Source organism: Akkermansiaceae bacterium, assembly GCA_019634595.1.
Taxonomy (GTDB): domain Bacteria; phylum Verrucomicrobiota; class Verrucomicrobiia; order Verrucomicrobiales; family Akkermansiaceae; genus Luteolibacter.
This window is the reverse complement of the sequence record JAHCBC010000003.1, coordinates 376,856-401,396: the sequence shown is the minus strand read 5'-3', so window position 1 is coordinate 401,396 and position 24,541 is coordinate 376,856. Positions and strand designations below refer to the sequence as shown.

The following is a 24,541-nucleotide window of genomic DNA, read 5'->3' as shown; positions in this document are numbered from 1 at the left end:
GCCACCATTGGAGCGGATGGCGGCGCGGGAGAGAAGCGCGGAGTTGTTCAGGGAAAGGCTTTCAGGGGGACGCCCTTGCAGTCGGTGCAGGAGTCCACGCCATCCGCGAAGACCGAGTGGCACCGCGGGCAGAACCGGGTCGCGCCTTCATCCCCGGAGTTGGAGGGGATCGTCCCGTAGCCGGAAATTTCCCTGCCGTGGCGGGACAGGGCATTTTCCAACAGAGGCCGGATCAACGTCGCGCGGTCGTCATCGAAGGGAACATCCGGCCTCGGGTGGAGCAGTTCGCGGGAAAACCTGCCCAGCCACGGGTTCTCCGTATCTCCGGTGGAAAGGAGCAGCGCCACCGGGTGGGTGGTCGCCATGGCGTGGACGGCGGCCAGCTCAAAGGCACGCATCGCGTGGAAAGGCACCACACAGCAGAGCGCCGCATCCGCCCGCAGGGCGCGGCGTGCGGCGGGATAGACCCTCCCGCCCAGCCACCACAGGCGGCAGCCGATGACTCCCATCAGCACCCACAGGAACAGCGCCACACCCAGCGTGGGCAGCACACCGGCATACAGGAACGTCACCGGCAGTCCGATGAAAAACCCGGTCGTGAGCAGGAGACAGAATGGCGCGAGCGGGGAGGATACAAGCCGCCAGCGCCGCCATTCCTTTGCGGCGCGGTGGGGTGACATTGCCTTTTTCCATGCGTCCGCGATACCCTCGGAGGGGGACAGGCCGCGCTTTTTCGCACGGCGGAAAAGATCGACCATCCGCGGTGAGGAAACCCGGGCGGACACGCCACCCAGCGAAAGCCTGCCGGCGTCCACCGTGATGTCCTCCCACGTGGGGGCCCCGCACTCCACCAGATCGGACGCCGCGGTTTCCAGCAGCACCTTCCCCTGTGGAGTCACCAGCAGGGGAGGTGACTGGCACGGAGCGAGGCCGGTGTCCGGCACCACCGGCAGCATGGCCACCAGCCCCAGCTCACGGGTGGACATCCAGTGGCCGGGCCGGACGACGCTCCAGCGGTCGGAAAGCGGCCGTTTCCGCAGCGCGGCGGCACGGAGCGGCAGCCACAACCCGGACTCCCAAAGGTAGATGGCCAGGGCGATGAGGAAAAATTCCGCGGCGGCAGACATGCCGTGCGTCAGACGGATTCCTTCTTCTTCTTGAAGCCGAACAGCTTCGCGATGCCGGCGAAGACCGCCACCACGCCGATGAGGATCGGTTTGAGGAATTGGCCGAGCTTCGACAGCAGGCCGGTCTTGGCCGCGGCGAGCAGCGTTCCGCCGACGATGAGTCCGGTCAGGCCGTATTCGGCGATCTTGTCACCTTTTTCGAAAGAGGCGTAGGCCTCCTCCTTCTTGTAGGAGAATCCGCCGAGGAGTTTCTGGTATTCCGGCACCACGGTGGCGAGCTGGCTTTCATCACACACCAGCACCACATCCATCACACCCCTGCGTCCCAGGATCTTCGTGCGGTAGTTCACCACCTGTCCCCCGGCGCTGCTCAGGCGGACGGCCCATTCCAGGTTCTTCGTTTCCGGATTGTAGAAAGGAGGGGTCTGCCAGCCCAGGATGGTGAGGGGCGACATCCCACGGCGTGAGAGTTCAGCGTTTGCCTGCTCCTGGCCCTTGCGCATGTCCTCCAGGATCTTGTCCGCGTCCAGCTTGTCCTTCTCGTCGTCCTTCACGTAACCGACATCGGAAAAGGTGAAGACGGCGAACCAGGAGAAATCCTCCGGAGTGAGGTAACCCAGCTCGCTGCCATTCGTCAGGTTGCCGTAGAACTCCATCAGCTTCGATGAGCCGGGCTGGCCGGTGAAGCGGTAGCCTTCCGGCACGTTGATGGTTGCCTGGTGGCCGATCCCCGCCTCACCGCTGGTCGTCCAGCTAAGGGACTCCACCAGTTGGACAAAGGGATTCGGTCCTTCCGGCGCGGTCTGTTCCGCCGCGGGTGCTTCAGGTGCCGCCGGCTGGGCGATGACCGGGATTGAAAAGGACAGCGAGAAAACGCTGAACAAGGGCAGGAGCTTGGAAAGGGTCATGAACTTTTTCGGGATGGCTCTCATCTTCTCTCTGATGCCCGGCCATTTTGCAAGCCGCATGCCATGTCCAACGGCCCGTGGACAGCGGCGGGAGGTGGGTTAGGGTGGAGGATGTTCCGCGTGATCGGTCTGTTGATGGCCTTCCTGTTCGCCCAGGTGTTCCAGGCGGAGGCCCAGCCCATCAAGGTTCTCACCATCGGTGACAGCCTCACGGAGGAATATCGCTTCGAGGGCGTCTTCAGCGGCCCGAAGGTCGAGGGGGTGCCGGTTCCCGTCGCCAATACGCGGAATTGGGTCGAAATCGTCGCGGACCGCCGTGCCGGCCTGGTTTCCTTCGGATCGTTCGACGCGAATTTCGGCGCCTACTCCGACTTCCGGAATGGCGGCTACGCACACAACTACGGCGTGCCCAGCTTCACCACCACCAACTGGGTCGGTGTCATCAACTGGGAGACACTCTATTCCCAGGGAATACCGTACATGGTGGCCGCCATGCGCACCCATGACAAGCTGGTGGAAAACCTGGAGGAAGAGGGCATCGGTGTGGTGGTCATCTTCCTCGGCGGGAATGACCTGAAGTCGAACTATTCCGGTATCTTCCAGAATGCGGAGCCTCCCGCCCTGCTCCAGACCGCGGTGAACAATCTCGCGCAGATCATCAGTTTCGTCCGCCAGCAGAACGCCACCGTGCCGATCGTGGTCTGCACCTTTCCGGACATCGGTGCCACGCCGGTCATCACGACGAACAACAACTACGCGGACCTGTCGCTGCGGGCGAGGGCCAGGCAGCGCATCGCGGACACGAATGCCGCGGTGATGTCGCTGGCCGCCAGCAGGGGGGCGCAGGTGGCCCGCATCGACTTCCTGACGACGCGGATCTTCGATGAGCCGCAGTTCCATCTGAACGGCACGGTATTCAAGTATCCGCCGAACGATTTGAATCCGCCGGACCATCTGTTCTGCCATGATGGCTTCCATCCTTCCACCGTCGGGCAGGCGTTGATCGGGAATCTCGTCCTTGATGCCATCAACCGCGCCACCGGAGCGTCCATTCCGCTGATGCAGAACCGCGAGATCATCGGCGATGTACTGGGTCTCAACTCGGACCAACCCTATCTCACCTGGGCGGGTTCCGCCGGTGGTCCCGCAGCCAATCCCGACGGCGATGGCTTTCCCAACCTGGTGGAATACCTGCTGGGAAGCAGCGCCACGGTGGCGGACAACCCGCTCACCTTCGCCGCGAATGGCGGGCTTTCCTTCCGTCCGCTGGAAGCTCCATCCCGCTACGCGGACCTGGCCGTGCAGGAATCCGGAACCCTCCGCAACGACTGGACGGCGGTGCCGCAGTCGCGCATCACCGTGCTGCCGGATGGCACATGGCAGGTCGCCCCGAACGGAGGTGCGAGGAATTTCTACCGTCTGGCCGCAACGCCGAAGCCCTGACGTGTAGGCTTACGGGTAGAAATACTTCTCCAGGCGCCCGAGGAAGTATTTCTCGGTGGAGGTCAGGCCGTCGGCGGCGAGCACGCGGGTCAACCATGTCAGGGCGGCCCCTTCGTTGCCATGGCGTTTGATGGTGTCCGCCCGCTCGGCGAAGAAAACCTGGGTTTTTTCCAGGCTGGTGAATGCCTCGCGGGATGACCCGAAGGCGCGGAAGATGAAGCTTTCCCGTGGTGATCCGGACTCCCAGCCCAGCGTGTCGAGCGCCTCGGTCAGCACCTCGTCCTCCGCCAGTGACAGATGGTCGTCCATATAGAGGGACAGGAAAAGCAGCTCGATGATCGCTTCGCGGGAGTTTTGGTTCATGGCAGCGGAATCTAACGGGCCGTGCGGAAAGCTCAATGTCATTCAGCCGGAGTGGAATCGTGGCCCGGAAATTCTACCGGTGCTGGGAGAAAAGCCACGCGGCCACCTTCGGGTCGATCCACGCGTGGACGGAAATCTGGTGGCCGCCATCCTTGAACTCGGAGTAACGGACCGGGCCGCCCGCCGCCGAGATCTGTGAGAAGGCGCGTCGGGATTCCTCCACCGGGACGATGTTGTCGTTCTCCCCGTGGAAGATCCACAGCGGGACGTCCTTCAGCTTTGCAGCCTGGCCTTCCGGCATGCCTCCACAGATGGGGATTCCCGCCGCGAAGCGTTCCGGCTGCCGGACCAGCCAGTCGAAGGTGCCGTAGCCACCCATCGAGGCACCGACCAGATAGACGCGCTCCGGATCGATCTCCTCCGTCTTCAGCCGATCATCGAGCAGGGCCATCAGGTCCGCGAGGGCGGGTGCCGGTTGTGGGGAAAGTGGATGGACGGGAGAGGTCCATGAGGCGGTGAGCGTCCACATCTCACCCGGAGGGCACTGCGGCACCATGACAAAACAGGGATGGTCTTTCTGCCGTTCAGGCGTAGCCCATACCCCGGCACCCAGCGCACCCGTGCCAGCCAGCAACTGGCTCCGGTTGTCGCTGCCCTTCCCGGAACTGCCATGCAGGACGATGACCAGCGGCAGCGGCTTGTCCGCCTTTTCCGGGGCGAACCAACGGTAGCGGACGGTCCTCCCTCCATGGTCGAGCGTGCGGGCCTCGAAGCGGTCCGGGTTCTCCCGCAGCAGGCGCTCCCGCATCTTCTCCACCGCCGCGCCCTGCGCCTCGTATTGAGCCGGTGGGATGATCTCCGGCTGCGGTTCCTTGGCCGAGCAGCCGATGGTGGTGAGGAGGAGAAAGGAGAGGAGGCTGGGTTTCATGATCAAGTATATGACGGGCATTCGCTGGCCGATCTTCCGCAGTAGGTGGCAGGGACCGCATTCCATGCGGTCAGGCGGGGGCGACATTCACTTATCCCGGGATTCCGCATCCGGGTGACGTCCGTTGATCTCTGGAGGGTGGGTCGGTTAGATATTGATCACTCTAAGGCTGGTCGACCGTCCCCACCCTGACCGCATGGAATGCGGTCCCTGCCGAAGATTCCCCGATTCCACGACGAAAAAAACCGACCTGCAGGAGCGGCTCCTGCAGGTCGGAAAAATTCAGGCTGTTTTCAGCTCGATCAGATCGCTGCCAGAATGGCGTTGAACGTCCCGCTCGGGCGGAGGGCGGCGGAGGCCTTGGCTTCGTCCGGCTGGAAGTAGCCGCCGATGTCGACCGGCTTGCCCTGCACGGCCAGCAGTTCGGAAACGATGGTTTCCTCGTTGGCGGCGAGCTTTTCCGCGACGGGGGTGAAGATCTCCTTCAGTTCCGCATCCTTGTCCTGTCCGGCGAGCGCCTGTGCCCAGTAGAGGGCGAGGTAGAAGTGGGAACCGCGGTTGTCGATGGTGCCCAGCTTGCGGCCCGGGGAGCGGTCGTTTTCGAGGAACTTGCCGGTGGCGGCGTCCAGCGTGTCCGCCAGCACCTTTGCCCGTGCCAGGCCGAAGGTATCGGCGATGTGCTCGAACGATGGCGCGAGGGCGAAGAACTCACCGAGGGAATCCCAGCGCAGATAGTTTTCCTGCACGAACTGCTCGACGTGCTTCGGCGCGGATCCACCGGCTCCGGTCTCGAAGAGGCCGCCACCGTTCATGAGGGGAACGATGGAGAGCATCTTCGCGGAGGTGCCGACTTCCAGGATGGGGAAGAGGTCGGTGTTGTAGTCACGCAGCACGTTGCCGGTCACGGAGATGGTGTCCTTGCCCTGCACGATGCGCTCGAGCGAGTAGGTGCAGGCATCCGCCGGGGCGAGGATCTTGATCTCCAGGCCGGAGGTGTCGTGGTCCTTGAGATACTGTTCGACCTTGGTGATGAGCTGCGCGTCGTGGGCGCGGTTCTTGTCCAGCCAGAAGACGGCTGGGTCGCCGGTGGCGCGGGCACGGTTCACGGCCAGCTTCACCCAGTCCTGGATCGGCGCGTCCTTCGTCTGGCAGGCGCGCCAGATGTCACCTTCCTCCACTTCATGGGAGAGCAGCACGTTGCCGTTGCTGTCGGTGACCTTGACCGTGCCCTTGGCAGGGATTTCAAAGGTCTTGTTGTGGGAGCCGTATTCCTCGGCGGCCTGGGCCATCAGACCGACGTTCGGCACGGAGCCCATGGTCTTCGGGTCGAGCGCGCCGTTCTTTTTGCAGAAGTCGATCACCGCCTGATAGACGCCGGCGTAGGAGCTGTCCGGGATGACGGCGAGGGTGTCGCCGGTCTTGCCCTGTGCGTCCCACACCTTGCCACCCGCGCGGATCATCGCGGGCATGGAGGCGTCCACGATGACGTCGGACGGCACGTGGAGGTTGGTGATGCCCTTGTCGCTGTTGACCATGGAGAGGGCCGGGCCGTCCGCATAGGCGGCCTGGATGTCCGCCTCGATCTCCGCCTGCTTGTCAGCGGGGAGCTTGGCGATCTTGGCAACGAGGTCGCCGAAGCCGTTGCGGAAATCCACGCCCAGTTCCTTGAGGGTGTCCGCGTGCTTGGCGATGAGCTCCTTGAAGAACACCTCCACCGCGTGGCCGAAGATGATCGGGTCGGAAACCTTCATCATCGTCGCCTTCATGTGCAGGGAGAACAGCACGCCGTCTTCTTTCGCCTTGGCGATCTGGGTGCCCAGGAAATCGACGAGGGCGGCCTTGCTCATGAAGGTGCCGTCGATGATCTCACCGGCCTTCAGCGGGGTGGAGTCCTTCAGCACCTTGGTGCTGCCGTCCGCGCCAACGAACTGGATCTTCACGTCGGTCGCGTCCGCCACGGTGACGGACTTCTCGTTGGAGAAGAAGTCGCCCTTGCCGTTCATGCTGCCGACGGAGGTCTTGGAATCACCGCTCCACGCACCCATCGAGTGCGGGTGGGCCTTCGCGTAGTCCTTCACCGCCTTTGGCGCGCGGCGGTCGGAGTTGCCTTCGCGGAGGACCGGGTTCACGGCGGAACCCATGACCTTCGCGTAGCGGGCCTTCACTTCCTTTTCCGTGTCGGTGGACGGGCTTTCGGGGAAGTCGGGCAGCTTGTAGCCCTTCGCCTGCAGCTCGGCGACGGCGGCCTTGAGCTGCGGCACGGAGGCGGAAATGTTCGGCAGCTTGATGATGTTCGCCTCGGGAGTCAGGGTCAGTGCGCCCAGCTCGGACAGCGCGTCGCCGATCTTCTGGTCCTCCGTGAGGTATTCCGGGAAGTTCGCGATGATCCGGCCCGCCAGGGAGATGTCGCGCGTCTCGACGGCGATGCCGGAGTGCTTGGTGAATGCCTGGACGATCGGCAGGAAGGAGTAGGTGGCGAGGGCGGGCGCTTCGTCGGTCTTGGTGTAGATGATGGTGGGAGACGCGGACATGGTTCTGGAGTTTGGAAATTCCGGGAGGTGTTTAGGTGCTGCGGGACACAGGGGCAAACGCAAAGAGTGTCCCGGACGGCATCTTTCCGGCCCGGCCCGGATGCGGAGCATCGGATTTGGGGTTTGGCGGCGGCGTTCCATCCTGTAGCGATGGTGCGCATGAGATTGACCGTCAGGGCCGTGCCGAACGCGAAGACCAGCGCCATCCTCGGCTGGGAGGAGGATCCGCTTGCGGGGCGCGTGCTGAAGGTTCGCATCGCCGCCCCGGCGGTGGATGGAAAGGCGAATGCCGCGCTCACCGCATTCCTCGCGGAAAACCTGGGGCTTTCCCGTGCCTCGGTCACCTTGGAAAAAGGAGGAACCTCACGGTTCAAGCGGTTCACCATCCCGGATGGGACGCGGCTGCCGGAGTGAATGCCCGCCGTGCGAGTACCGAGTCGGCTCCGATGCCAAAAATGCCGGTCTGGAGACCGGCGCTCCCAGCGTCCTGGATGGCATCCTTTCCATGCGGAGTTGAGGGGTGTCCGTTGATTCGCCCAGCCGTCGTGACGAAGTCACGCCGCTACCGAATTCTCACCGCGCCTCGCTGAAGCGGATCTCCAGTTCGTCCTCCAGCTTCTTCAGCTTTCCGCGCTCCTTCGGGTGGATGAAGGCGATGGAAAGGCCTTTCCTGCCCGCCCGGGCGGTCCGGCCGCTGCGGTGGGTGTAGTATTCCGTCTGGCCGGGGAGCTGGTGGTGGATGACGAAGGACAGGCCCTCGACGTCGATGCCTCGTGCCGCAACGTCCGTGGCCACCAAGAGCTGGGTGCGTTCCTTCTTGAAGGAGCGCATCACCTTGTCGCGCTCCGACTGCATGAGGTCGCCATGGATGGTGTCCACGCCGAAGCCTTCCGCCACGAGCTTCTTGGAAAGGTGGATGGTGTCTTCCTTCGTGCGGCAGAAGATGACCCCGCGTTCCCCGCGCTGGCGGCGGAGGAAGTCGAGCACGGCGGGCAGCTTCTCGTCGTTCGTGCAGACCACGTATTTGTGGATGATGTCGCGGTTCACCACGTGGGCCTTGTCGATCTTCAGCATCGGCGCGCTTTCCGCCATGCAGACCTTCGCCAGCGCCTGGATGGAGTCCGGGATGGTGGCGGAGAACAGCCAGGTGCTTTTCCGGCTGCGGGTGTGGGTGAAGATCTGCTGCAGCTCCTTCTTGAAGCCCATGCTCAGCATCTCGTCCGCCTCATCCAGCACCAGGTGCTTCACGTGGCCCAGATCGAGCGCCTTCTTCTTCAGCAGGTCGATCAGCCGGCCCGGCGTCACCACGATGATGTGGGTAGGCCGCTGGAGCGCGGAAATCTGCCGCTCGATGGGATCACCGCCGCAGAGGACCTCCGTGAAGACACGGTCGGAGTATTTTGTGAAGCGGAAAAGCTGCTTGCCGATCTGCTTGGCCAGCTCCCGTGTCGGGGTGACCACCACGCCCTGGATGTGCGGGACGCCCGGCTTCATCGCCGCCAGCAGGGGCAGGCCGAAGGCCGCCGTCTTTCCGGTGCCCGTCTGTGCCTGGACGATGAGGTCCCCGCCGCCCTGCAACAGTTGCGGGATGACCTTGGCCTGCACCTCCGTCGGCTGGCGGATGTCCAGTTCTTCGAGGCCCTTGATGAATCCGGCGCTGATGCCGAGGTCTTGGAATGTTTTCACGATGTCAGTTGGCGGATGATTTCCGGCAGGTCGCTCATTTGGCCGAGTTTGAAGAACCGGTCAAGGAACTCCACCGGTTCCTCCGCATGCTCGCCGATCCAGGTGATGTGGTAGGGCAGGTGCGCGCCCGCCCCGCCGAGCGCCAGCACGGGCAGGATGTCCGATTTCAGGGAGTTCCCCACCATCAGGAAATTCTCCGGCGGGATGCCGTGGCGGTCGAGGATCTTCCCGTAGGACGAGCTTTCCTTTTCCGAGACGACCTCGATGTGGCGGAAATATCCCGCCAGCCCGGACCGCTCCAGCTTCCGCTCCTGGTCGCGGAGATCCCCTTTGGTGATGACGATCATGCGGTGGTCCGCGGCCAGCGCGTCCAGCGTCTCCGCCACTCCGTCCAGCAGATCCACGGGGTGCTCCAGCATGTCGCGGGCGGCGTCCAGCAACTGGCGCAGCTCGCTGGAGCTGATGGCCCCGTTGGACAGGGTGATGGCGCTCTCAATGGCGGACAGGGTGAAGCCTTTCACGCCATAGCCGTAGAGGGGGATGTTCCGCATCTCCGTGGCGACCAGCACCTCGCCCGCCGGGAGCGGGTCATGGTAGCGGGCCAGCAGCTCGCGGAAGCGGTCGTAGGCGCGCTCGAAGATCGGCTGGTTGTGCCAGAGCGTGTCGTCCGCGTCGAAGCCGATGATGAGTTCCCGGGCGGGCATGCTCCGCACGCTAGTCCATCCCACGGCTGCGGTCGATCAAAGACGCTCCCCGGCCTTCACTGCGGTGTATTCGCTGAAGACATTGAAAATGGCGCGGCGTTTCACCTCGACGAAGCCCGCTTCCTCGAACGCCTTCATGATGTCCGCGGGGCGCACGCAGGTGTCCATGGTCTCCCAGAAATAGACCATCATCTCCTCCGCCTTCTTGCTGCGGGTGAGCAGGCGGGAGAAGCCCGGATAGATCTTTCCGAAATACAGGCGGAACAGGAAGGAGCCGAATTTGCCCTCGGGCCGCGTCGCTTCCAGGATCAGCACCTTGCCGCCCGGCTTCAGCACGCGGTTGAACTCGGTGAAGGTTTTCTTCAGGTCAGCGAAGTGGCGCATCGCATAGCCCACGGTCAGGAAATCGAACTGGTCGTCCGGCAGAGGCATGTCTTCCCCGCCGCTCTGGACGAAGGTGGCGTGCAGTTTGGCCTTCGCCTCGCGGATCATCCCGTCACTCGGCTCCACGCAGGTGATGTCCTTTTCATAGCCCATCAGCTCCGCGGCGGCAACCGCCATCAGGCCGGTGCCGGAGGCGACATCCAGCAGCTTCATGCCGGGGCGCAGGCCATGGCGGCGCTGGGCGTCCTTGCGGTAGAGGTTGCCGGTGCCGAAGAATCCCCACTCGCAGATGGAGTCGTAGTGCTCCGCTCCTTCGTCGAAAAGCTGCTTCACATAGACCGGGCGCTCCTCGGGACGGGTGTACCGGTTTTCCAGGACAGGATGGGGATTCATTCGCGGCGCGACCTTGCAAGATGGCCCGGAAACGTCAATACCGGCGGCGGATTAGTTTGAAGCGCCGTCCGACATAACGGGAAATCCTCTTGCCCCCGGCGGACCTCCTTGGAAACCTCCACATGCCATGAGTTTTCCAATCCGCAGCGCACGGGACCAGGTTTCGGGGGTCTATGTTTTCGGTCGCATCCTCGACAAGATCCGCCTCCACGCGGAGGGCAAATTGCCTCCCGCCTACCACCTCGGCGTCATCCCCGGCAACCGCACCTTCGACGACCGGGTGTGCAAGTTCCTGGGCGTGGAATACGCCGCCCTGCGTGACCGCGTGCTGGAAGGCGGCACCGACGAGGAAGTCATGGAATGGTGCTTTGAAAACGGCACGCGCCCGACCGACGAGCAGATCGAGATCTGGAACGGCTTCATGTTCAAGCGCGGCTGGCGCGACAGCTCCGGCTTTGAAAAGGACAAGGCGGACGCCGGTTTCGGCGACCGCCCGGAGATCATGACGTATTTCGACCTGTTCGACGCGGAGGAAGGCCGGGCTTAATAGTCCGCCGGATCCGCGCGGTTCAGCACGATCTGGTAGCCGTGGCGCTCCAGCACCACGGAGTCGCCCGCGTTGCGCGCGCGCCATTGGGCGACGGACACCGCCTGGCGGGAGCCTTCGCTGAACTGGTTGCCGAGGAACAGCTCGTTGGTGCCAGGGAAGACCTGCCAAACCATGATCCGCACCTTCACGTTCGGGTTCTGGCGGAGGGAGACGGCGACCTTGCCGCTGGCTTTCTCTCCGGTGATGCCGGAGTTGAAATCCATGAACCACTCGCGGCCGGTGCCTGCCGGAAAGAACGGATCGTTGCTGGCGGCGACCTTGTACATGCCGTTGAGGGAAAGGGAGGAACGGCTGCCGTTGGGGAGATCGGCGCGGGATTGGTGGACGAACGCAACCAAGAGCAGGGTGGCCAGATAGACGAAAAACTTCAGGCCATGGGATTTAGGTGCGGTAGAAGTATTCATAGCACCTTTCCTCTAGCCAGAGGCGTGCCGAATTCGCCCGGTTAGATTCCGGTGTTGTGAAATCAATGGCTTATAGGTCTATATGCTTTGTTTTTACCGCCATGCGAAATGCGTCTGTGGGGGAAGGCGGGCCCCGATGAATGCGTTTTGCCCGATGCTCAGAGCCAGAGCTTCAGGATGTAGACCAACAGGGTGGTCGTGAACATGCTCGCCAGCGTGCTGTAATAGACGGCGGACGTTGAAAAGGAGAGGTCCCCGCCGAATTCGTGGGCCAGCAGGGCGGTGTTGACCGCGGTGGGCGCGGCGGCGGAGAGGATGAGGGAGGCGGCCACTTCCTTTGGGAAACCGAAGAGCAGCGCGAGCGGGGCGGCGAGCGCGGGGGCGATGGCCAGCCGCAGCGCGATGGCGGACCACAGCGGAGCGCGGAAAGGGGCGGGGCGTGTCTGGGACATCTGCACACCCAGCGTCACCAGCGCGAAGCCGATCAGCCCGGCCTGGATGAGGTCGAGCGGTTCCCACAGCCAGGTGATGCTTTTCACCGGCACCTCCAGCGACTTGCACAGCACACCCAGCAGCAGCGCATAGAGGGTCGGCTGGCGCAGCACCTTCATCAGCGCCTTGCGGTGGGAAACCTCCGCTTCGCCATGGGACTGCGCGAGGAACAGTCCCACCGTGTAAGTGGAGACGTTCATGGTCGCCAGCACGTAGATCTGCACCGCCGCCGCCTGGTGGCCGAAGGCCAGCGTCACCAGCGGCAGGCCGTAGTTGCCGGAGTTGTAGAACATCGTTGCCAGCGATAGGGACTGACGCTGTTTCTCCGGCATCCTGAAAATGCCTCCCGCGAGCCTGCTGCCCACGAACATGAGGAAGACGATGCACAGCGTGAACGCCACGATTTTCAGCGCATCCCCACCCGCCAGCTCCGTGGAGATGACCTTCGTGAAGATGAAGGCCGGCACCATCAGGTAGATGTTCAGCTTCACCATGCTCTCCAGGTGCAGCTTGAACTTCCGGTCCAGCAGCCAGCCCGCCCCCACGGTCAGGAAGATCGGCGCGCAGACATTAAGGAAGATCTGGAAGAACACTTCGCCGCCGATCAAGGAGCCGCCGGGCTTTCCTGTCAATCAGAGCAGCCTTATTCGCGGTTCGGATTTTTCTGAAACAAGGCGACAAGCGGGATCGCCCTTCCGTTCGTTCTCGTAGCCTGCGGGAAAAAGACGGAAATGTCGAGGAGGCCCAGAAGGCCATCAGCTCCTTCAGCGGATCAAAAAAAGCCCCGCGCGGATCACCGTGCGGGGCTTTTCTGTTATGGTTTTCCGGATGGAATCAGTTGCCGAGAGCCTTATCGATCTTCTCGCCCGCCTTTTCGCCCGGGCCTTTGGGATCGACGGCGTCTTTGATATCTTCTCCGGCCTTGTCGAGGCTTTCGCCGATTTTCTCCGCCGGGCCTTTTTCGCGGCAGGAGGTCATCATTGGAGCGATCGCGCAGAGGGCGAGGGCGGACATCAGGATGGTGGTTTTCATAGGTTGGTGTGGGAGATCAGATTTTGCCCATCAGGACGAGGATGATCACGATGATCAGCACGAGGCCGAGACCGCCGGTGGGGCCGTAGCCCCACTCACGGCTGTGACCCCATGTCGGGAGTGCTCCGATGAGCAGCAGGATGAGCAGGATCAACAGGATGGTTCCTAACATGGCGGTAGGTGGGTGAGGGTTTCAGGATTTGGGGATCAGCGGTCCGCATCGCGCAGCGCTTGTTCGACCGCTTCGCGGGTTTCACCGGTGCGTTTCTGGATGCGGCCCACCAGCTCGTCGCCGAGTCCTTCGGTATACTGGAGATCATCATCGGTGAGCGAGGCCCACTTCTGCTTCAGTTTTCCTTTGGCGATGTTCCAGTCTCCTTTAAGTGTGAATTTGTTCATGGTTTTGTAGGTTGGGGTTATTGGGGGATTATTATCAGGGATCGTGCCATCCGCTGGAATTCACCCACGTCACCGCCCGCAACTCCCCATGGCTGTAAGGATGCCGCGCATCACCGGCTTTTTTTCGTGCTGCCCGGACGCTCCCGGAATGAGTGCAACATGCATTATTTTGCAAAGAGCCGGTGCAAAAGCGCTCCTGCTCCAATTGGTGGGATCAAACCACCTGTGTCTTCCACCGGCCCTTGCGGAACAGGACCAGACTCCAGAGTGCCAGTACCGAAAACGAGACCGGCACCGCAACGAACACACCGACCGGACCAAATCCCAGCGGCACCGCCAGCAACCACGCGAGCGGCACCTGGCCCGCCCAGAAGCAGAAGAAGTTCAGCCGCGTGGGCGTCCACGTGTCACCCGCACCGTTGAAGGCGCCTTCCATGCACATGCCCGCCGCATAGAGGGGGAATGCCAGGCTGATGATCCAGAGAGCCTGCGTGCCCTGGCGCGCGACTTCCGGATCGTTGGTGAAGATCCCGATGAGAGGCTTGGAAAACACGACGAATATGAGACCCACCACGCCGAGAAACAGCATGTTGAAACGGGTGGCGATCCGCACTGCCTTGTCCGCCCTGTCCGGTTGGCCCGCGCCGAGGTTCTGCCCGACGAGGGTGGAGCCCGCGTTGGCCAGTCCCCACGCCGGCATCAGCGCGAAGATGACGATGCGGATGGCGATGGTGTAGCCCGCCAGAGTGGTGCTGCCGAACATCGCCAGGATCTTGAACAGGCCCACCCAGCTCGTCGTGCTGATGAGCAACTGGGCGACTCCGTTTTTCGCCAGCCGGACGATGGCGAGCAGGATGGCGGGGTCCGGCAACAGGTGGGAAAGGCGGACCTTCAGCCTGCTGTTGTGGCCGGCCAGGTGCCAGAGTTGGTAGAGCACGCCGGTGCCACGGCCGATGTTGGTCGCCACCGCCGCACCGGTGAGGCCCATTTCCGGAAATGGCCCCCAGCCGAAGATGAAGCACGGACCCAGCACGATGTTCAGCGCGTTGGCCAGCCACAGCGTGCGCATCGCGATGACCGCGTCACCCGCTCCGCGGAACGCGGCGTTGATCAGGAAGATCAGGAACACCGTGATGTTCCCGCCCAGCATGATCCTGGCGAAATCCGTGCCCATCCGGACCACGGACCCGGAGGCACCCATGAGCGCGAGGATTTCCCCGGCGAAAATCGCCAGCACGATGCCGAGCACGGCGGACACCGTCGCGCCCAGCAGCAGGATCTGCCCGGCGGTCCGCGCCGCCTGTTCCGGATCCTGCTCACCGATCCGCCGGGAGACCATCGACGTCGCGGCGAAGGAAATGCCGATGGCCACCGCATAGATGAGCGACATGACGGACTCCGTCAGGCCCACCACCGCGATGGCATCACTGCCCAGGTGGGAGACCCAGAAGACGTCCACCACCGCGAAGAGGGACTCCATCACCATCTCCAGCACCATCGGGATCGCCAGCAACAGCACGGCGCGGTTCAGCGGAGCGGTGGTGAAGTCGTGGTGCCTGCCCTTGAGCGACTCAAGGATCACACGCCCTAGGGACATGTTGTCGGTGGAAGATGGTTCCATGCGGCGGGCGCTGGATTTCGTCGATCCGCCCGCGCCGTGCAAGATCAATCGGGTGCCGAAGCTCGTGAGGGCTTCGGCAGAGTGGACGTCCATCCGCAAACAAGCTCCTGTCCCCATGGCCTTCCCCCCAACCGAAGCTCTCACGAGCTTCGTTACCCGCCAGGACGCCACCGCCTCCCTCAGCCGTGCCAGTGCACCGTCTTCACATCCGGCAGGGCGCGCAGCGCGGTGATCGCTTTTCCGGGCAGGATGAGCCGTTCCCCTTTTTTGTATTTCACGTGGAAGAGGAGGACGCGTTCGTTTCCACCCATGTTCTCCTTCCAGTCCACTCCCTTGACCTTCATGTGCAGGGATTCGATGACCTTGATGGCTTCATCCACATTGGAGTCCGTGGAGTGGAACGAAATGCCGAGATCCGAGTACCAGTCGTTCTCCATCCGGTTCTCGAAACGGGGGATCAGGCCGAGGATGATCAGGGCGAGCACGGTGGAAACCAGCCCTACTCCCAGCGACCCCGCGCCCAGAGCCAGGCCGATGATCGCTGCGAACCACAGCGTCGCCGCCGTGGTCACGCCCTGCACGACGTGATCCCGCTGGTGGACGATGACGCCCGCGCCGAGGAATCCCATGCCCGCCAGGATGCCCGCCGCCAGCCGCGCCGGATCCGGGTGCCAGCCCGCCGCCCCCCGCCTGTCGAAACTGTCCTGATAGAACGCGTCCGAAACGATCATGGCCGCACAGGCGGAGAGGCACACCAGCAGCGTGGTCCGCAGGCCCGCGGCCCTCCCGTGCGACTCCCGCTCCATCCCGATGAAAAATCCGGCAACCAGAGAGAGCCCGAGCCGGAGGAGGATCTCCGGATTCAGATCATTGAGGAAAAGCTGCCAGTTCATCTGTCCCATGAAGATGCACGCGGGAGGAAAAAAAGAAACGGAGGAATCCATCATTCCCAGCAGGCGGGAAGTGGTATGATATGGAGGAGAACTGGAATGACCGCGGGGCATACTTATCTGGGGATCGAGACCGGGGCCACCCACACCACCGTGCTGGTGGCGGATGGGGCCGGGCGGGAGGTGGATCGTTTCGAACTCGGGCCCGCCAACGTGCTGCTGTCCACGGACGGGGAACTGGAGCGTTTCTTCCGCGAGATCCGGTCGCGCGTGGGTGAGGTGTCCGCCATCGGTGCCGGCATGGCGGGCCTGCGGAACGAGCAGGACCGGCGGCGGGTGGACGCCATCGCGCGGGTGGTCTGGCCGGATACTCCTTTCCATGCGACGAATGATCTGGAAACCGCGCTCGCTGCTGCCGGGGAGTGGCCTGCGGGGATCGATGCCCGTGTCCTGCTGCTGAGCGGCACGGGATCCTGCGCGTATGGGCGTGACGCGGCGGGAAAGGTCGTGAAATTCGGCGGCAGGGGGCACATCCTCGGGGACCGCGGCAGTGCCTGTGACATCGCGTTGGGCGCGTTGCGCGCCGTCGTCTATCAGTTCGATGTGGATGGCCGGTTCCCGGCGCTGGGGAACGCGGTGCTGGCCGCCCTCCAGCTCAATGAGCCGGACGATCTCATCCCTTGGATGCAGGAGGCCGAGAAGCATGAGATCGCCGCGCTGGCGGTGACGGTTTTCCGAAAGGCGGAGGAAGGGGACGCGCTGGCAAAGCAGGTGCTGCACGATGCCGCGGACAAGCTGGCGGACATGGCCGTGCATTGCGCGGAGCGTCTGTCGCGGAAAGGAATGCCGGTGCAGTTCGTTCTGGCGGGCAGTGTTTTGCTGAAGCAGCCCGCCTTCGCCGCCGGGGTGGGCCGCCGTTTGCAGGAGCAGTGGGAGGGCTGCCAGGTGGTGAAACTGGAGGGTGAGGGTGTATGGGGCGCGCTGGCACTGGCGCGTACCCTGCCTCCTGCGGAAAAGAAAACGGCCCCGCTGCCTGCACGGCAATCCGGTCCGTTGATCGCCCTTTCACAGATGGCCTCCGCCCCGACGGAGTGGCGGAACCCGCGCACCATGGAACTGGACTCCATGCCGCTGGCGGATGCGATCCATCTTTTGATCGAGGAAAACGCGGCGGCGGTGGATGCGCTCAAGCCCCACGCCGCGGATCTGGAATGGATGATCGTGCGCACGGTCGAGGCGTTCCGGAACGGCCGGCGTCTGTTCTATGTCGGGGCCGGGACCAGCGGGCGGCTGGGCGTGCTGGATGCCAGCGAATGCCCGCCCACTTTCCGGGTGCCGCCGGATCTGGTGCAGGGCATTATGGCCGGGGGACGCCGTGCCTTGTGGAGCGCGGTGGAAGGAGCGGAGGACAAAGAAGCGGAAGGCGCGGAAGCCGTGAGGTTCCGCGGCGTGGGGCAGGGGGATGTCATCCTGGGCATCGCCGCGAGCGGACGGACGCCGTATGTATGGGGTGCACTGGAGGAGGCACGGCGTCTCGGTGCGGTGACCGCGCTGCTGGCATTCCATCCGGGTTTGGAAGTGCCGGACGCCCACCGGCCGGACCGCCTCATCCTCATCAACACCGGGCCGGAACCACTGACCGGCTCCACCCGCATGAAGGCGGGCACCGCCACGAAGGTCTTCCTCAATACCCTCACCACCCTGGCGATGGTCCGCACCGGCAAGGTCCGCGGCAACCTGATGATCGATCTCAACCCCAGCAACACGAAGCTCCGCGACCGGGCGGTGAGGCTGGTGACGGAACTCGTTTCCTGCGACGGGGAAACGGCGCGCAGGGCGTTGGAAGAAAGCGGCTGGGTCGTCAGGGCGGCGGTGGAGCGGTTGACCGGGGAAAGGAAGTGATCATCGGCTGGGGGGAGGTACGACCCTTGGGCGTGGAGCATTCGGTACGATGCGCGGGCGCATCTTGGGAGAAGTCTCCTCCAGCCAGTTGATGCTGATCTGCACCCAGTTCCTTGTCTCGTCCTGAGGGTCTCCGCCGACGATGAGGGTTGCCTTTCCGCCCGGCACCTCCCCGGTAAGCGTCAATGGTCCGCCATCCTTCCAGAATTGATTCTTGATCCAGATCTCCGCGCGTTCGGACGGGATTTTGAAATAGGCCAGCAATGCGGGCACATCCCCTCCGGGCAGGGTGCCACTGGTGTATGCTCCCTTTACCGGTGTCTCCGGCCCCGCCGGGGGTGGGTCCGGATAATAGTCGCCGCGGGGTATGAAATCCTCCGCCCGGAAGCCGATGCTGACTTTGGTGACGGAGATGGACGGTGTGGCCTTGTCCTTCGAGGCGAACGTGAGCGAAAGCGGGCCGGAGCTTTCAAGGGATTTCGACCAACGCAGATCCTGTTGCTGAGGTAGAAGAAATTTCAGGTCCGCGGCGGTGAAGGTGGAGAACTTCGGAGCCTCATCCAGCACCAGCCGGATCGGCACAGGAGCCGGGGCGGGAGGTTTGGCTGTGTCTGGTTGTGGTGCCAGTAACTGCTGGGGAACCGGATTCGGCTGCGGCGGGGTGCCCGGTGGCGTGGGTGTCTGCGCGAGGAGGACCGGCTGGAGCAGACCGGCGGTGAGGAGCATGCGTGCGACGGAGGTTTTCATGTCAACGTGATCAGACGCGCGGGTAGGGTTGTTATTCATATAATTCCATGGCTGCGCCATGACGGCTGGGTGGGGCGATGCCTTTCTCGCGGCTCCGCATTGCGAGGGATATCACGGGTGCGCCAGCTTTTGGAGTGCGGCGGCCCTCCGCCGCTTTGGAGGGGATGCCACTGCGGGAGGAGGTCGCTTGATTTAGGAAAGTCGTATCCGCTGCCGGATAGCGGCAGAGACTGCCGCACTCCATGACGCTGCCGCGCGGAGGGGGCTTCCGGGAATGGATGGTCTCCATCCTCCCATCCGCATTTACCATCCATCGGTCACATCCTCCAGCCCCAGCAGCTTGATGACCTCGTAAGGCACGCCGGGATAGGGTCTGGCGAGGAGATGTCACCGGTGCTGTGGCAGGTAACGTCAAGGTGCGGCATGGAGTGCTGTGGAGCTGTCTCCACCGGCTTCCGCATTACGCTTGGGGTCCCAAGTGTTCTGAAACAAGCTGCCAAGAGGTATTTCCACGAACAATCGTCGAAGTTCCTCTTCCTGCTCCTGATGCTTGCTCGCCTGCGATGACCCCGGACCAGGCGAAAGAATAGGTGAAAACCGCGAAATCCTTGTTCCTGATCACCCAGTGTAACTCCGTGATGGAATATTTTTCGTTCTCGATTGCATCGAAATTCCTTTGGAAGGCCGCTTGGACCTCCGTTTTTCCTTTGTGACAACTGCCATTGGAGAAGGTGACGGTGCAGTCCGGGTGAATCAAGGGGGCGACTTTGCCCCACTCCTGGGTTGCGAGCGCCTTTTCATACGAGATGACGAAATGTTCAGGTTCCATACTCTTCTGTTCATTTGCTTGGGATGGACTGGACGATACGAGCATCACGCCCACCAATGATGTCAGGGGGAATTTCATGGGTTGGATTGCCAAGGTGAGGAGCGGAGTGCGACGGGATTTGCTTCACCATCATGCAAGTTCCGGCGAATCGCAGGGGTCCTGGAGTGTGTATCCATTTTGGGACGTGGGAGTGAAATTCCGTCAATAAGGGTCATTCATATCCGTTTGTCACCCTTATTGTCATTTGGCGGCGGAGCCGCTCCTGAAAAGCCCGGTAGGGCCGGACCGGCCCCGGTCCGCCGTGGCTTCCGGTGGAGCGGTCATGGATTTTCCTTCACCAAACCGGCTCCGCAGGCCAGTCCGCCTTACAGCTTCGGCGGCCCGGGCGGACCAACCCTACCGTTTTCCGAAATGAGGTGACCCTGCATCCATGGCGCATTGGAGCCGGGAGATCGCATTCATCCTCCCGGCCGGAACGGCGGAGCCGTCCCGTTACACGAGAAGCGGAAGTCGTGAGACTTTCGGCGGGGTGAACGGCATCTGCCTCTCCAGCCTCATCCCGGAACAGACGGCATCCATCCGCTGCGTCGTCATGGGGTGGATGGAGTCCTCCCCGCCGAATCTCTCACGAGATTCGCTGCGCATGGGATCGGCTCCCCACGCGGCCTACCACCCATCCGTCACATCCTCCAGCCCCAGCAGCTTGATCACCTCGTCCGGAACGCCGGGGTAGGGTCCGGCGATGGGGACATTGCCGACGTAGCCGAGGCTTTTCCAGGTGCTACTGTGTGTGTAGTATCCGCCCAGGGTGAGCATGCGCAGCCGCCGGAAGAAACGCACGCCGGGAGCCAGTGCGGGCGCGGCTTTCGCGGGATCGCAGATGGTGTCGAGGATGCCGGTCTGCTGGGCTTCCGTCAGGTCGTCGAACCTCTTTCCATGCAGCGCGTTGCTGTGGCTGTGCATCCAGGCGAGGCCGCCGCGCAGGTTCTCGAAGTCATCGAGCGTGTCCTTGTAGGGGGCACCCACCCACTCGTTGAGGAAGTCCGGCACGCCGATGGCGGATGGCATCGGCAGGTCGGCTCCATCACCGGGCAGGATGATGTCGCAGAGGATGGCGAGGGTGGCGACCTCCGCCTCCGTCAGCGGCTTCTCCCAGGGGATGACCTTCTGGGTGTAGTCCGGGTCGGTGAGGGCGTCCTTCACGTTGCGGGTGAGGGGCTGCGGGGCCTGGGCCTTCGCTTCCTTCGGCATCATCGCACCGGCCGCGGTGGCGGCGGCGAAGAGGCGGAAGACATCGCGGCGGGAAATCTGGGAAGACATGGGAAATGAAATTGGGGATGGGAGATTGGAAATTCGGATTCAGAGGTTTCCGCGCTTCATTTCCTGGGTGAGGTATTCGGAGGATCTCCACGCCAGCGCCATGACGGACAGGGTGAGGTTCTTGTCCGGGTTGGACGGGAGGATGGAGCCATCCATGCAGAAGAGATTCTTCACGTCCCAGGTCTGGCCGAAGGAGTTCACGACGGAGCTTTTCGCATCCGCGCCCATCATGCAGGTGCCCGCTTCATGGATGATCTCGCCCGGCTTTTTCAAGGCGACCTTGCCCGGCTGCGGGTTCGCCTTTCCGCCCATCGCGTCGATGATTTCGGCGAAGGTGTTCTGCATGTGCGTTGCCTGGTTGATCTCATGGTCCGACCATTTCCAGTGGAAGCGCGGGATGGGGATGCCCCACTGGTCCACGCGGTTGGGGTCCAGTTCCATGTAGCAATCCTTGTTCGGGATCATCTCGCCGCGACCTGCGAAGCCGATGTTGGAGCCGTAGTAACGGCGGGCCTCGTCGTGCAGCTTTTTGCCATACACGCCGGGCGCCTTCGCATCCAGCGTGCCGAAGGAACCCATGTCCGGCATGCCCCGGCCGCCGCCGATCTCGATGTGGTAGCCGCGTGCGAAGCCGAGCTTCTCATGCTCCCCGTAGAGCCACCACGGGCTGTAGACGTGGTTTCCGCCCGCGCCGTCCTCGCTGTAGGGCGGGATGCTTTCCATCGCCGGGATCTGCGCACCCAGGTTGGTGCCCACGGTGTCCGTGAGGTTCTTTCCGATCTGGCCGCTGGAGTTGGCGATGCCGTTGGGGAACATCGCCGACTTCGAGTTCAGGAGGATGCGCGCCGTCTCGCAGGTGCTGGCGGAAATGATGACGACCTTCGCCTTGGCCACCGCGTCCTTCCGCGTCGGCTTGTCGATGTAGTGGACGCCGGTCGCCTTGCCGGAGGAGTCGACCAGCACCTCCCTGACCATCGCGTCGGTGATGATGTCCAGATTTCCCGTGGCGAGGGCGGGTGGGATGAGGACCGTGGTGCTCTGGAAGTTCGCGCGGATCGAGCAGCCGCGGACGCAGGGCGTCGCCCAGAAACACGGAGCGCGCATCGACATGTCCGCGCCGACGATTTTCTGTGCCAGCGGGTTGTTCGGGAACATGCGCTTCGCACGGGCCGGGCCGTCGAGCGCCTCGCTCAGCACGGCGCGGTGGATGGGGACCACGGGCACGCCCGCTTTGCGCCCGCCCTTTTTCGCCAGCAGGTCGCCGTGGCGGGGCTTCGGCGGGGGCTGGAGGATGCCCGCCGGGGAGTCCGGGATGTTTTCCATCCCCGTGTTGGTGCCGTAGATGCCGACGATGAGTTCCGTCTTGTCGTAGTAGGGCGCGAGATCCTCGTAGGAGATCGGCCAGTCGTAGCCCAGTCCGTCGCGGGACTTCGGCTTGAAATCGTAGGGTCCGAAGCGGAGGGAAATGCGGCCCCAGTGGTTCGTCCGGCCGCCCAGCATGCGGGGGCGCCACCACCAGAACTCCGCCTCCGTGCCCGGCTTGTCGGAGTAGGGTTCGCCCGGCACCTGCCAGCCGCCGCCCACCGTCGCGTCATAGTGGCCGAAGGGCCGGTCCGGCGTTCCCTTTCCGCGCAGCGGTGCCTGTTCCGGCGTATTGAACATCGGCGTTTCCGTCACCGGGTCGTAGTTCCGGCCAGCTTCCAGCATCAGCACCTTGAAGCCTTCCAGAGCCAGTTGCAGGGCCATCATCCCACCGCCCGCGCCGGAGCCGACAATGAGGACATCGTAATCGCGGGACGTTTTTCGGTCGGTGAGGATAGCCATGGGTTACGGGATTGCCTTTCAGGCTAGCGGGCGGTGGCGGGATGGAAATGAGTAAATTCGCTCCACCACTCCCCGAAAGATTTCCGGTAAGATTCCTCCCGGATGCGGTAAGAAAGGAGAATCCATGGCGGAAATCCCACAGACCCCGGAGGAAAGCGTCGTTGCGCTCATCACGCGGCACCAGCTCGCGCTGTACTCCTACATCCTGTCGCTGCTGCCGGACCGGTCGCTGGCGGATGATGTGCTCCAGGAAACGAACCTGGTCATCTGGCGGCGGGCCGCGGAATACGATGTCTCCAGGCCGTTCATGGCGTGGGCCTGCCGGATCGCCCATTTCCAGGTTCTCGCCGCGCGCCGGGATGCCGCGCGGGACCGCTGCGTCTTCCACCCGGATCTTGTCGATCTGCTCGCCACGGAAGATGAACCTGACCTGGAATCGACCGACGCCATGAACCACGCGCTGCGTGACTGTCTGGAGGAACTGCCGGAGGAAAAGCGCGAGCTGATCCTGAACCGCTACCACTCCGGAAGTTCCGTCGCCGGGATGGCGCAGGAGAAGAACCTCACTCCGGGAGCATTGTCCGTGCAACTCCACCGGATCCGCCAGATGCTGGAAGGTTGTGTGAACGGGAAACTCAGCCGCAGCACGCCATGAACCTTCCGGATTATGATGCCGCACGGCTGGACCGGTTGATCGCGGATCTGCTGGACGGAACGTTGCCGGACGCGGAGCGGGTTGAGCTGGGGGAGATCCTCGCCGCATCGCGCCAGGCACGGGACCACTACCGCTCCAGCATGCGCATCCATGCCGCGCTCATCCGACACGCGCCGCCGCTTCCGGTCCGGGAAAGCAGGCGCGTGAGCCGTCCGCTGTGGCCCGTTGCCCTTGCCGCCGCGGCTTGCGTTGCCATCGCCGGATGGATTGCGTTTCCACGGACCGGGGTGCCGGTGGCCGTGTTGTCCGGGACGAACGACGCGCAGTGGGCCGGGGCGGAACCCGCGGGCGAACTGATGGGCGTGCCGTTGGAACTGCGGCGCGGGTTTGCGGAGATCTCCTTCCGCAGCGGTGTCCGTGTCACCGTGGAAGGCCCCTGCCGCTTCAGGGTGAAGGATCTTTCCTCGCTGGAGTTTGGCCATGGCCGCGCGTCGGTGAAGGCTCCGGACAAAAAGCCCGCCGGGTTCGCGTTCCATCTCGATACTCCCGGCGGCAGGCTGACGGATCTGGGGACGGAGTTCGGCGTTTCGGTCGGCACCGGTTCGCATGGTGCGGTGGTGATGACAGAAGTCTTCGACGGCGAGATCGAGGTGCCTTCGGACAATGGCGCGCGCCGCCGGATGCTGGCCGGGGATGCCGCCGCCATCCTGAAGGAAACCGACGGCACGCGACTGGTCACCACCGTCGGCGACTATCCGGTGGATCTGGGGGATGTCGCCCGCCGTCTGCCCGCACCGGTGGTCAGGAGGGATTTTTCCGGAAACCTCGCCCTCGGAAAGCCGGTCACCACGCCTGCTTATCTGTCGAAGGCCGGTGGCAGTGTCTTTCCTCCCGACAACCTCACCGATGGCCGCCTGAATGATACCGGCTCACCCGGCGACTGGTCGTTCTGGCTCGCGCCGGATGGCGAAACCGGGGAGGCCACCATCGACCTCCTTCAGCCGGAAACCATCGGCAGAGTGGTGATGCAGAACACGCGCAACCGCAGGAACGGGGACCGTGGTATGAAGGAGTTCGTCATCCGCGTGTCGGAGGACGGGCAGATTTTCCACGAAGTTCACCGGGGTGAGATGCGGCGCGTGGAGGATGAACCGTCACCTGGTGTGGACTTCCCGTTCGAGACCATTTCATTCGGGCCGGTGCGGGCGCGTTACGTCATGGTCCAGGGCATCAGCCACTATCGCAGCAAGGACCGCCAGCCATCCCACCGGCACTACGGCTTCCATAGTGGCGGGCTGAACGAAATCATGATTTTCGCCCCTTGAGGGATTTCCGGTAAGATCGGCGGA

26 protein-coding genes are annotated in these 24,541 nt (G+C 63.4%); 6 read left to right on the top strand and 20 right to left on the bottom strand.

Features of this window, described 5'->3' with window-relative positions; genetic code table 11:
- Window positions 1-47 precede the first annotated feature (47 nt).
- Entirely contained in the window at window positions 48-1,127 is a 1,080-nt protein-coding gene (locus tag KF712_12385; protein MBX3741785.1) for a hypothetical protein, read from the bottom strand.
- 8 nt (window positions 1,128-1,135) lie between these two features.
- Complete coding sequence (locus KF712_12380; GenBank protein ID MBX3741784.1) at window positions 1,136-2,059, bottom strand: DUF2167 domain-containing protein; 924 nt, start codon at window positions 2,057-2,059, stop codon at window positions 1,136-1,138.
- Between the two features lie 39 nt (window positions 2,060-2,098).
- Here KF712_12380 and KF712_12375 point away from each other — a divergent pair, with 39 nt between their 5' ends.
- Window positions 2,099-3,478, top strand: coding sequence for a hypothetical protein (locus KF712_12375; GenBank protein MBX3741783.1), 1,380 nt, complete (start codon window positions 2,099-2,101; stop codon window positions 3,476-3,478).
- A gap of 9 nt (window positions 3,479-3,487) precedes the next feature.
- Here KF712_12375 and KF712_12370 read toward each other — a convergent pair whose 3' ends face one another.
- From KF712_12370 to KF712_12360, 3 genes are all read right to left on the bottom strand, one after another.
- The gene (locus tag KF712_12370) at window positions 3,488-3,841 is read right to left on the bottom strand and encodes a hypothetical protein (GenBank protein ID MBX3741782.1); all 354 of its coding nucleotides are present in this window, start codon (window positions 3,839-3,841) and stop codon (window positions 3,488-3,490) included.
- A 73-nt stretch (window positions 3,842-3,914) separates the two neighbouring features.
- Window positions 3,915-4,769: a prolyl oligopeptidase family serine peptidase gene (locus tag KF712_12365; protein ID MBX3741781.1), complete on the bottom strand. Its 855-nt coding sequence runs from the start codon at window positions 4,767-4,769 to the stop codon at window positions 3,915-3,917.
- 302 nt (window positions 4,770-5,071) lie between these two features.
- Window positions 5,072-7,300: an NADP-dependent isocitrate dehydrogenase gene (locus KF712_12360; protein ID MBX3741780.1), complete on the bottom strand. Its 2,229-nt coding sequence runs from the start codon at window positions 7,298-7,300 to the stop codon at window positions 5,072-5,074.
- A gap of 159 nt (window positions 7,301-7,459) precedes the next feature.
- On the opposite strand from KF712_12360, the gene KF712_12355 reads away from it, so the two are divergent.
- Entirely contained in the window at window positions 7,460-7,714 is a 255-nt protein-coding gene (locus KF712_12355; GenBank protein ID MBX3741779.1) for a DUF167 domain-containing protein, read from the top strand.
- A 159-nt stretch (window positions 7,715-7,873) separates the two neighbouring features.
- On the opposite strand, the gene KF712_12350 is transcribed toward KF712_12355, so the two are convergent.
- From KF712_12350 to KF712_12340, 3 genes are read right to left on the bottom strand one after another with little or no spacing between them, the layout of a single operon-like run.
- On the bottom strand, window positions 7,874-8,986 hold the full coding sequence (locus KF712_12350; protein ID MBX3741778.1) for a DEAD/DEAH box helicase: 1,113 nt from the start codon (window positions 8,984-8,986) through the stop codon (window positions 7,874-7,876).
- On the bottom strand, window positions 8,983-9,690 hold the full coding sequence (locus KF712_12345; GenBank protein ID MBX3741777.1) for an HAD family hydrolase: 708 nt from the start codon (window positions 9,688-9,690) through the stop codon (window positions 8,983-8,985). Before KF712_12345 ends, KF712_12350 begins: the two co-directional genes overlap by 4 nt.
- A gap of 36 nt (window positions 9,691-9,726) precedes the next feature.
- Window positions 9,727-10,467 (bottom strand): class I SAM-dependent methyltransferase, encoded by a 741-nt coding sequence (locus KF712_12340; GenBank protein ID MBX3741776.1) that lies wholly within the window; start codon window positions 10,465-10,467, stop codon window positions 9,727-9,729.
- 127 nt (window positions 10,468-10,594) lie between these two features.
- Between KF712_12340 and KF712_12335 the strand changes: the two genes are divergently transcribed.
- Window positions 10,595-11,014 carry a DUF5069 domain-containing protein gene (locus KF712_12335; protein ID MBX3741775.1) on the top strand — a complete coding sequence of 140 codons (420 nt, stop codon included), beginning with the start codon at window positions 10,595-10,597 and terminating at the stop codon, window positions 11,012-11,014.
- Here the strand turns inward: KF712_12335 and KF712_12330 are convergent.
- The 7 genes from KF712_12330 to KF712_12300 all read right to left on the bottom strand — a co-directional run bounded on the left by KF712_12330 (window position 11,011) and on the right by KF712_12300 (window position 15,918).
- On the bottom strand, window positions 11,011-11,481 hold the full coding sequence (locus KF712_12330) for a hypothetical protein (GenBank protein ID MBX3741774.1): 471 nt from the start codon (window positions 11,479-11,481) through the stop codon (window positions 11,011-11,013). The two genes, KF712_12335 and KF712_12330, sit on opposite strands and share 4 nt — an antisense overlap.
- Window positions 11,482-11,639: 158 nt before the next feature.
- A complete protein-coding gene (locus KF712_12325; protein ID MBX3741773.1) occupies window positions 11,640-12,581 on the bottom strand; it encodes an AEC family transporter in 942 nt (313 codons plus the stop codon).
- Between the two features lie 226 nt (window positions 12,582-12,807).
- The gene (locus tag KF712_12320) at window positions 12,808-13,005 is read right to left on the bottom strand and encodes a hypothetical protein (GenBank protein ID MBX3741772.1); all 198 of its coding nucleotides are present in this window, start codon (window positions 13,003-13,005) and stop codon (window positions 12,808-12,810) included.
- 16 nt (window positions 13,006-13,021) lie between these two features.
- Window positions 13,022-13,177 carry a DUF3309 domain-containing protein gene (locus KF712_12315; protein ID MBX3741771.1) on the bottom strand — a complete coding sequence of 52 codons (156 nt, stop codon included), beginning with the start codon at window positions 13,175-13,177 and terminating at the stop codon, window positions 13,022-13,024.
- A gap of 35 nt (window positions 13,178-13,212) precedes the next feature.
- Window positions 13,213-13,404: a CsbD family protein gene (locus tag KF712_12310; GenBank protein MBX3741770.1), complete on the bottom strand. Its 192-nt coding sequence runs from the start codon at window positions 13,402-13,404 to the stop codon at window positions 13,213-13,215.
- A gap of 214 nt (window positions 13,405-13,618) precedes the next feature.
- Complete coding sequence (locus KF712_12305; protein MBX3741769.1) at window positions 13,619-15,025, bottom strand: MATE family efflux transporter; 1,407 nt, start codon at window positions 15,023-15,025, stop codon at window positions 13,619-13,621.
- Window positions 15,026-15,204: 179 nt separating this feature from the next.
- The gene (locus KF712_12300; GenBank protein MBX3741768.1) at window positions 15,205-15,918 is read right to left on the bottom strand and encodes an MgtC/SapB family protein; all 714 of its coding nucleotides are present in this window, start codon (window positions 15,916-15,918) and stop codon (window positions 15,205-15,207) included.
- A gap of 96 nt (window positions 15,919-16,014) precedes the next feature.
- Between KF712_12300 and KF712_12295 the strand changes: the two genes are divergently transcribed.
- Window positions 16,015-17,817, top strand: coding sequence for an N-acetylmuramic acid 6-phosphate etherase (locus tag KF712_12295; protein ID MBX3741767.1), 1,803 nt, complete (start codon window positions 16,015-16,017; stop codon window positions 17,815-17,817).
- Here KF712_12295 and KF712_12290 read toward each other — a convergent pair whose 3' ends face one another.
- The 5 genes from KF712_12290 to KF712_12270 form a co-directional block, all read right to left on the bottom strand.
- Window positions 17,818-18,564: a hypothetical protein gene (locus KF712_12290; GenBank protein ID MBX3741766.1), complete on the bottom strand. Its 747-nt coding sequence runs from the start codon at window positions 18,562-18,564 to the stop codon at window positions 17,818-17,820. It lies immediately after the preceding gene.
- Window positions 18,565-19,024: 460 nt separating this feature from the next.
- On the bottom strand, window positions 19,025-19,471 hold the full coding sequence (locus KF712_12285; GenBank protein ID MBX3741765.1) for a nuclear transport factor 2 family protein: 447 nt from the start codon (window positions 19,469-19,471) through the stop codon (window positions 19,025-19,027).
- Between the two features lie 414 nt (window positions 19,472-19,885).
- Window positions 19,886-20,038, bottom strand: coding sequence for a hypothetical protein (locus KF712_12280; protein MBX3741764.1), 153 nt, complete (start codon window positions 20,036-20,038; stop codon window positions 19,886-19,888).
- Window positions 20,039-20,059: 21 nt separating this feature from the next.
- On the bottom strand, window positions 20,060-20,713 hold the full coding sequence (locus KF712_12275) for a gluconate 2-dehydrogenase subunit 3 family protein (GenBank protein MBX3741763.1): 654 nt from the start codon (window positions 20,711-20,713) through the stop codon (window positions 20,060-20,062).
- A 39-nt stretch (window positions 20,714-20,752) separates the two neighbouring features.
- Entirely contained in the window at window positions 20,753-22,537 is a 1,785-nt protein-coding gene (locus KF712_12270) for a GMC family oxidoreductase (GenBank protein MBX3741762.1), read from the bottom strand.
- A gap of 124 nt (window positions 22,538-22,661) precedes the next feature.
- Here KF712_12270 and KF712_12265 point away from each other — a divergent pair, with 124 nt between their 5' ends.
- Together KF712_12265 and KF712_12260 are read left to right on the top strand one after the other, a co-directional pair.
- Window positions 22,662-23,192, top strand: a complete 531-nt coding sequence (locus KF712_12265) for a sigma-70 family RNA polymerase sigma factor (GenBank protein ID MBX3741761.1) — start codon at window positions 22,662-22,664, stop codon at window positions 23,190-23,192.
- Window positions 23,189-24,517, top strand: a complete 1,329-nt coding sequence (locus KF712_12260; GenBank protein ID MBX3741760.1) for a discoidin domain-containing protein — start codon at window positions 23,189-23,191, stop codon at window positions 24,515-24,517. The genes KF712_12265 and KF712_12260 overlap by 4 nt, the downstream gene beginning before the upstream one ends.
- Window positions 24,518-24,541: the final 24 nt, after the last annotated feature.

What these genes read in the sequence shown, in the direction of transcription:
- KF712_12385 (MBX3741785.1), bottom strand. Translation starts at nt 1,127, where the DNA reads ATGTCTGCCGCCGCGGAATTTTTCCTCATCGCCCTGGCCATCTACCTT.
- KF712_12340 (MBX3741776.1), bottom strand. Translation starts at nt 10,467, where the DNA reads ATGAATCCCCATCCTGTCCTGGAAAACCGGTACACCCGTCCCGAGGAG.
- KF712_12270 (MBX3741762.1), bottom strand. Translation starts at nt 22,537, where the DNA reads ATGGCTATCCTCACCGACCGAAAAACGTCCCGCGATTACGATGTCCTC.
- KF712_12295 (MBX3741767.1), top strand. Translation starts at nt 16,015, where the DNA reads ATGACCGCGGGGCATACTTATCTGGGGATCGAGACCGGGGCCACCCAC.
- KF712_12265 (MBX3741761.1), top strand. Translation starts at nt 22,662, where the DNA reads ATGGCGGAAATCCCACAGACCCCGGAGGAAAGCGTCGTTGCGCTCATC.
- KF712_12380 (MBX3741784.1), bottom strand. Translation starts at nt 2,059, where the DNA reads ATGAGAGCCATCCCGAAAAAGTTCATGACCCTTTCCAAGCTCCTGCCC.
- KF712_12290 (MBX3741766.1), bottom strand. Translation starts at nt 18,564, where the DNA reads ATGAAAACCTCCGTCGCACGCATGCTCCTCACCGCCGGTCTGCTCCAG.
- KF712_12330 (MBX3741774.1), bottom strand. Translation starts at nt 11,481, where the DNA reads ATGAATACTTCTACCGCACCTAAATCCCATGGCCTGAAGTTTTTCGTC.
- KF712_12345 (MBX3741777.1), bottom strand. Translation starts at nt 9,690, where the DNA reads ATGCCCGCCCGGGAACTCATCATCGGCTTCGACGCGGACGACACGCTC.
- KF712_12360 (MBX3741780.1), bottom strand. Translation starts at nt 7,300, where the DNA reads ATGTCCGCGTCTCCCACCATCATCTACACCAAGACCGACGAAGCGCCC.
- KF712_12365 (MBX3741781.1), bottom strand. Translation starts at nt 4,769, where the DNA reads ATGAAACCCAGCCTCCTCTCCTTTCTCCTCCTCACCACCATCGGCTGC.
- KF712_12335 (MBX3741775.1), top strand. Translation starts at nt 10,595, where the DNA reads ATGAGTTTTCCAATCCGCAGCGCACGGGACCAGGTTTCGGGGGTCTAT.
- KF712_12285 (MBX3741765.1), bottom strand. Translation starts at nt 19,471, where the DNA reads ATGAAATTCCCCCTGACATCATTGGTGGGCGTGATGCTCGTATCGTCC.
- KF712_12305 (MBX3741769.1), bottom strand. Translation starts at nt 15,025, where the DNA reads ATGGAACCATCTTCCACCGACAACATGTCCCTAGGGCGTGTGATCCTT.
- KF712_12315 (MBX3741771.1), bottom strand. Translation starts at nt 13,177, where the DNA reads ATGTTAGGAACCATCCTGTTGATCCTGCTCATCCTGCTGCTCATCGGA.
- KF712_12260 (MBX3741760.1), top strand. Translation starts at nt 23,189, where the DNA reads ATGAACCTTCCGGATTATGATGCCGCACGGCTGGACCGGTTGATCGCG.
- KF712_12320 (MBX3741772.1), bottom strand. Translation starts at nt 13,005, where the DNA reads ATGAAAACCACCATCCTGATGTCCGCCCTCGCCCTCTGCGCGATCGCT.
- KF712_12300 (MBX3741768.1), bottom strand. Translation starts at nt 15,918, where the DNA reads ATGAACTGGCAGCTTTTCCTCAATGATCTGAATCCGGAGATCCTCCTC.
- KF712_12280 (MBX3741764.1), bottom strand. Translation starts at nt 20,038, where the DNA reads ATGCGCAGCGAATCTCGTGAGAGATTCGGCGGGGAGGACTCCATCCAC.
- KF712_12370 (MBX3741782.1), bottom strand. Translation starts at nt 3,841, where the DNA reads ATGAACCAAAACTCCCGCGAAGCGATCATCGAGCTGCTTTTCCTGTCC.
- KF712_12355 (MBX3741779.1), top strand. Translation starts at nt 7,460, where the DNA reads ATGAGATTGACCGTCAGGGCCGTGCCGAACGCGAAGACCAGCGCCATC.
- KF712_12275 (MBX3741763.1), bottom strand. Translation starts at nt 20,713, where the DNA reads ATGTCTTCCCAGATTTCCCGCCGCGATGTCTTCCGCCTCTTCGCCGCC.
- KF712_12375 (MBX3741783.1), top strand. Translation starts at nt 2,099, where the DNA reads ATGTCCAACGGCCCGTGGACAGCGGCGGGAGGTGGGTTAGGGTGGAGG.
- KF712_12310 (MBX3741770.1), bottom strand. Translation starts at nt 13,404, where the DNA reads ATGAACAAATTCACACTTAAAGGAGACTGGAACATCGCCAAAGGAAAA.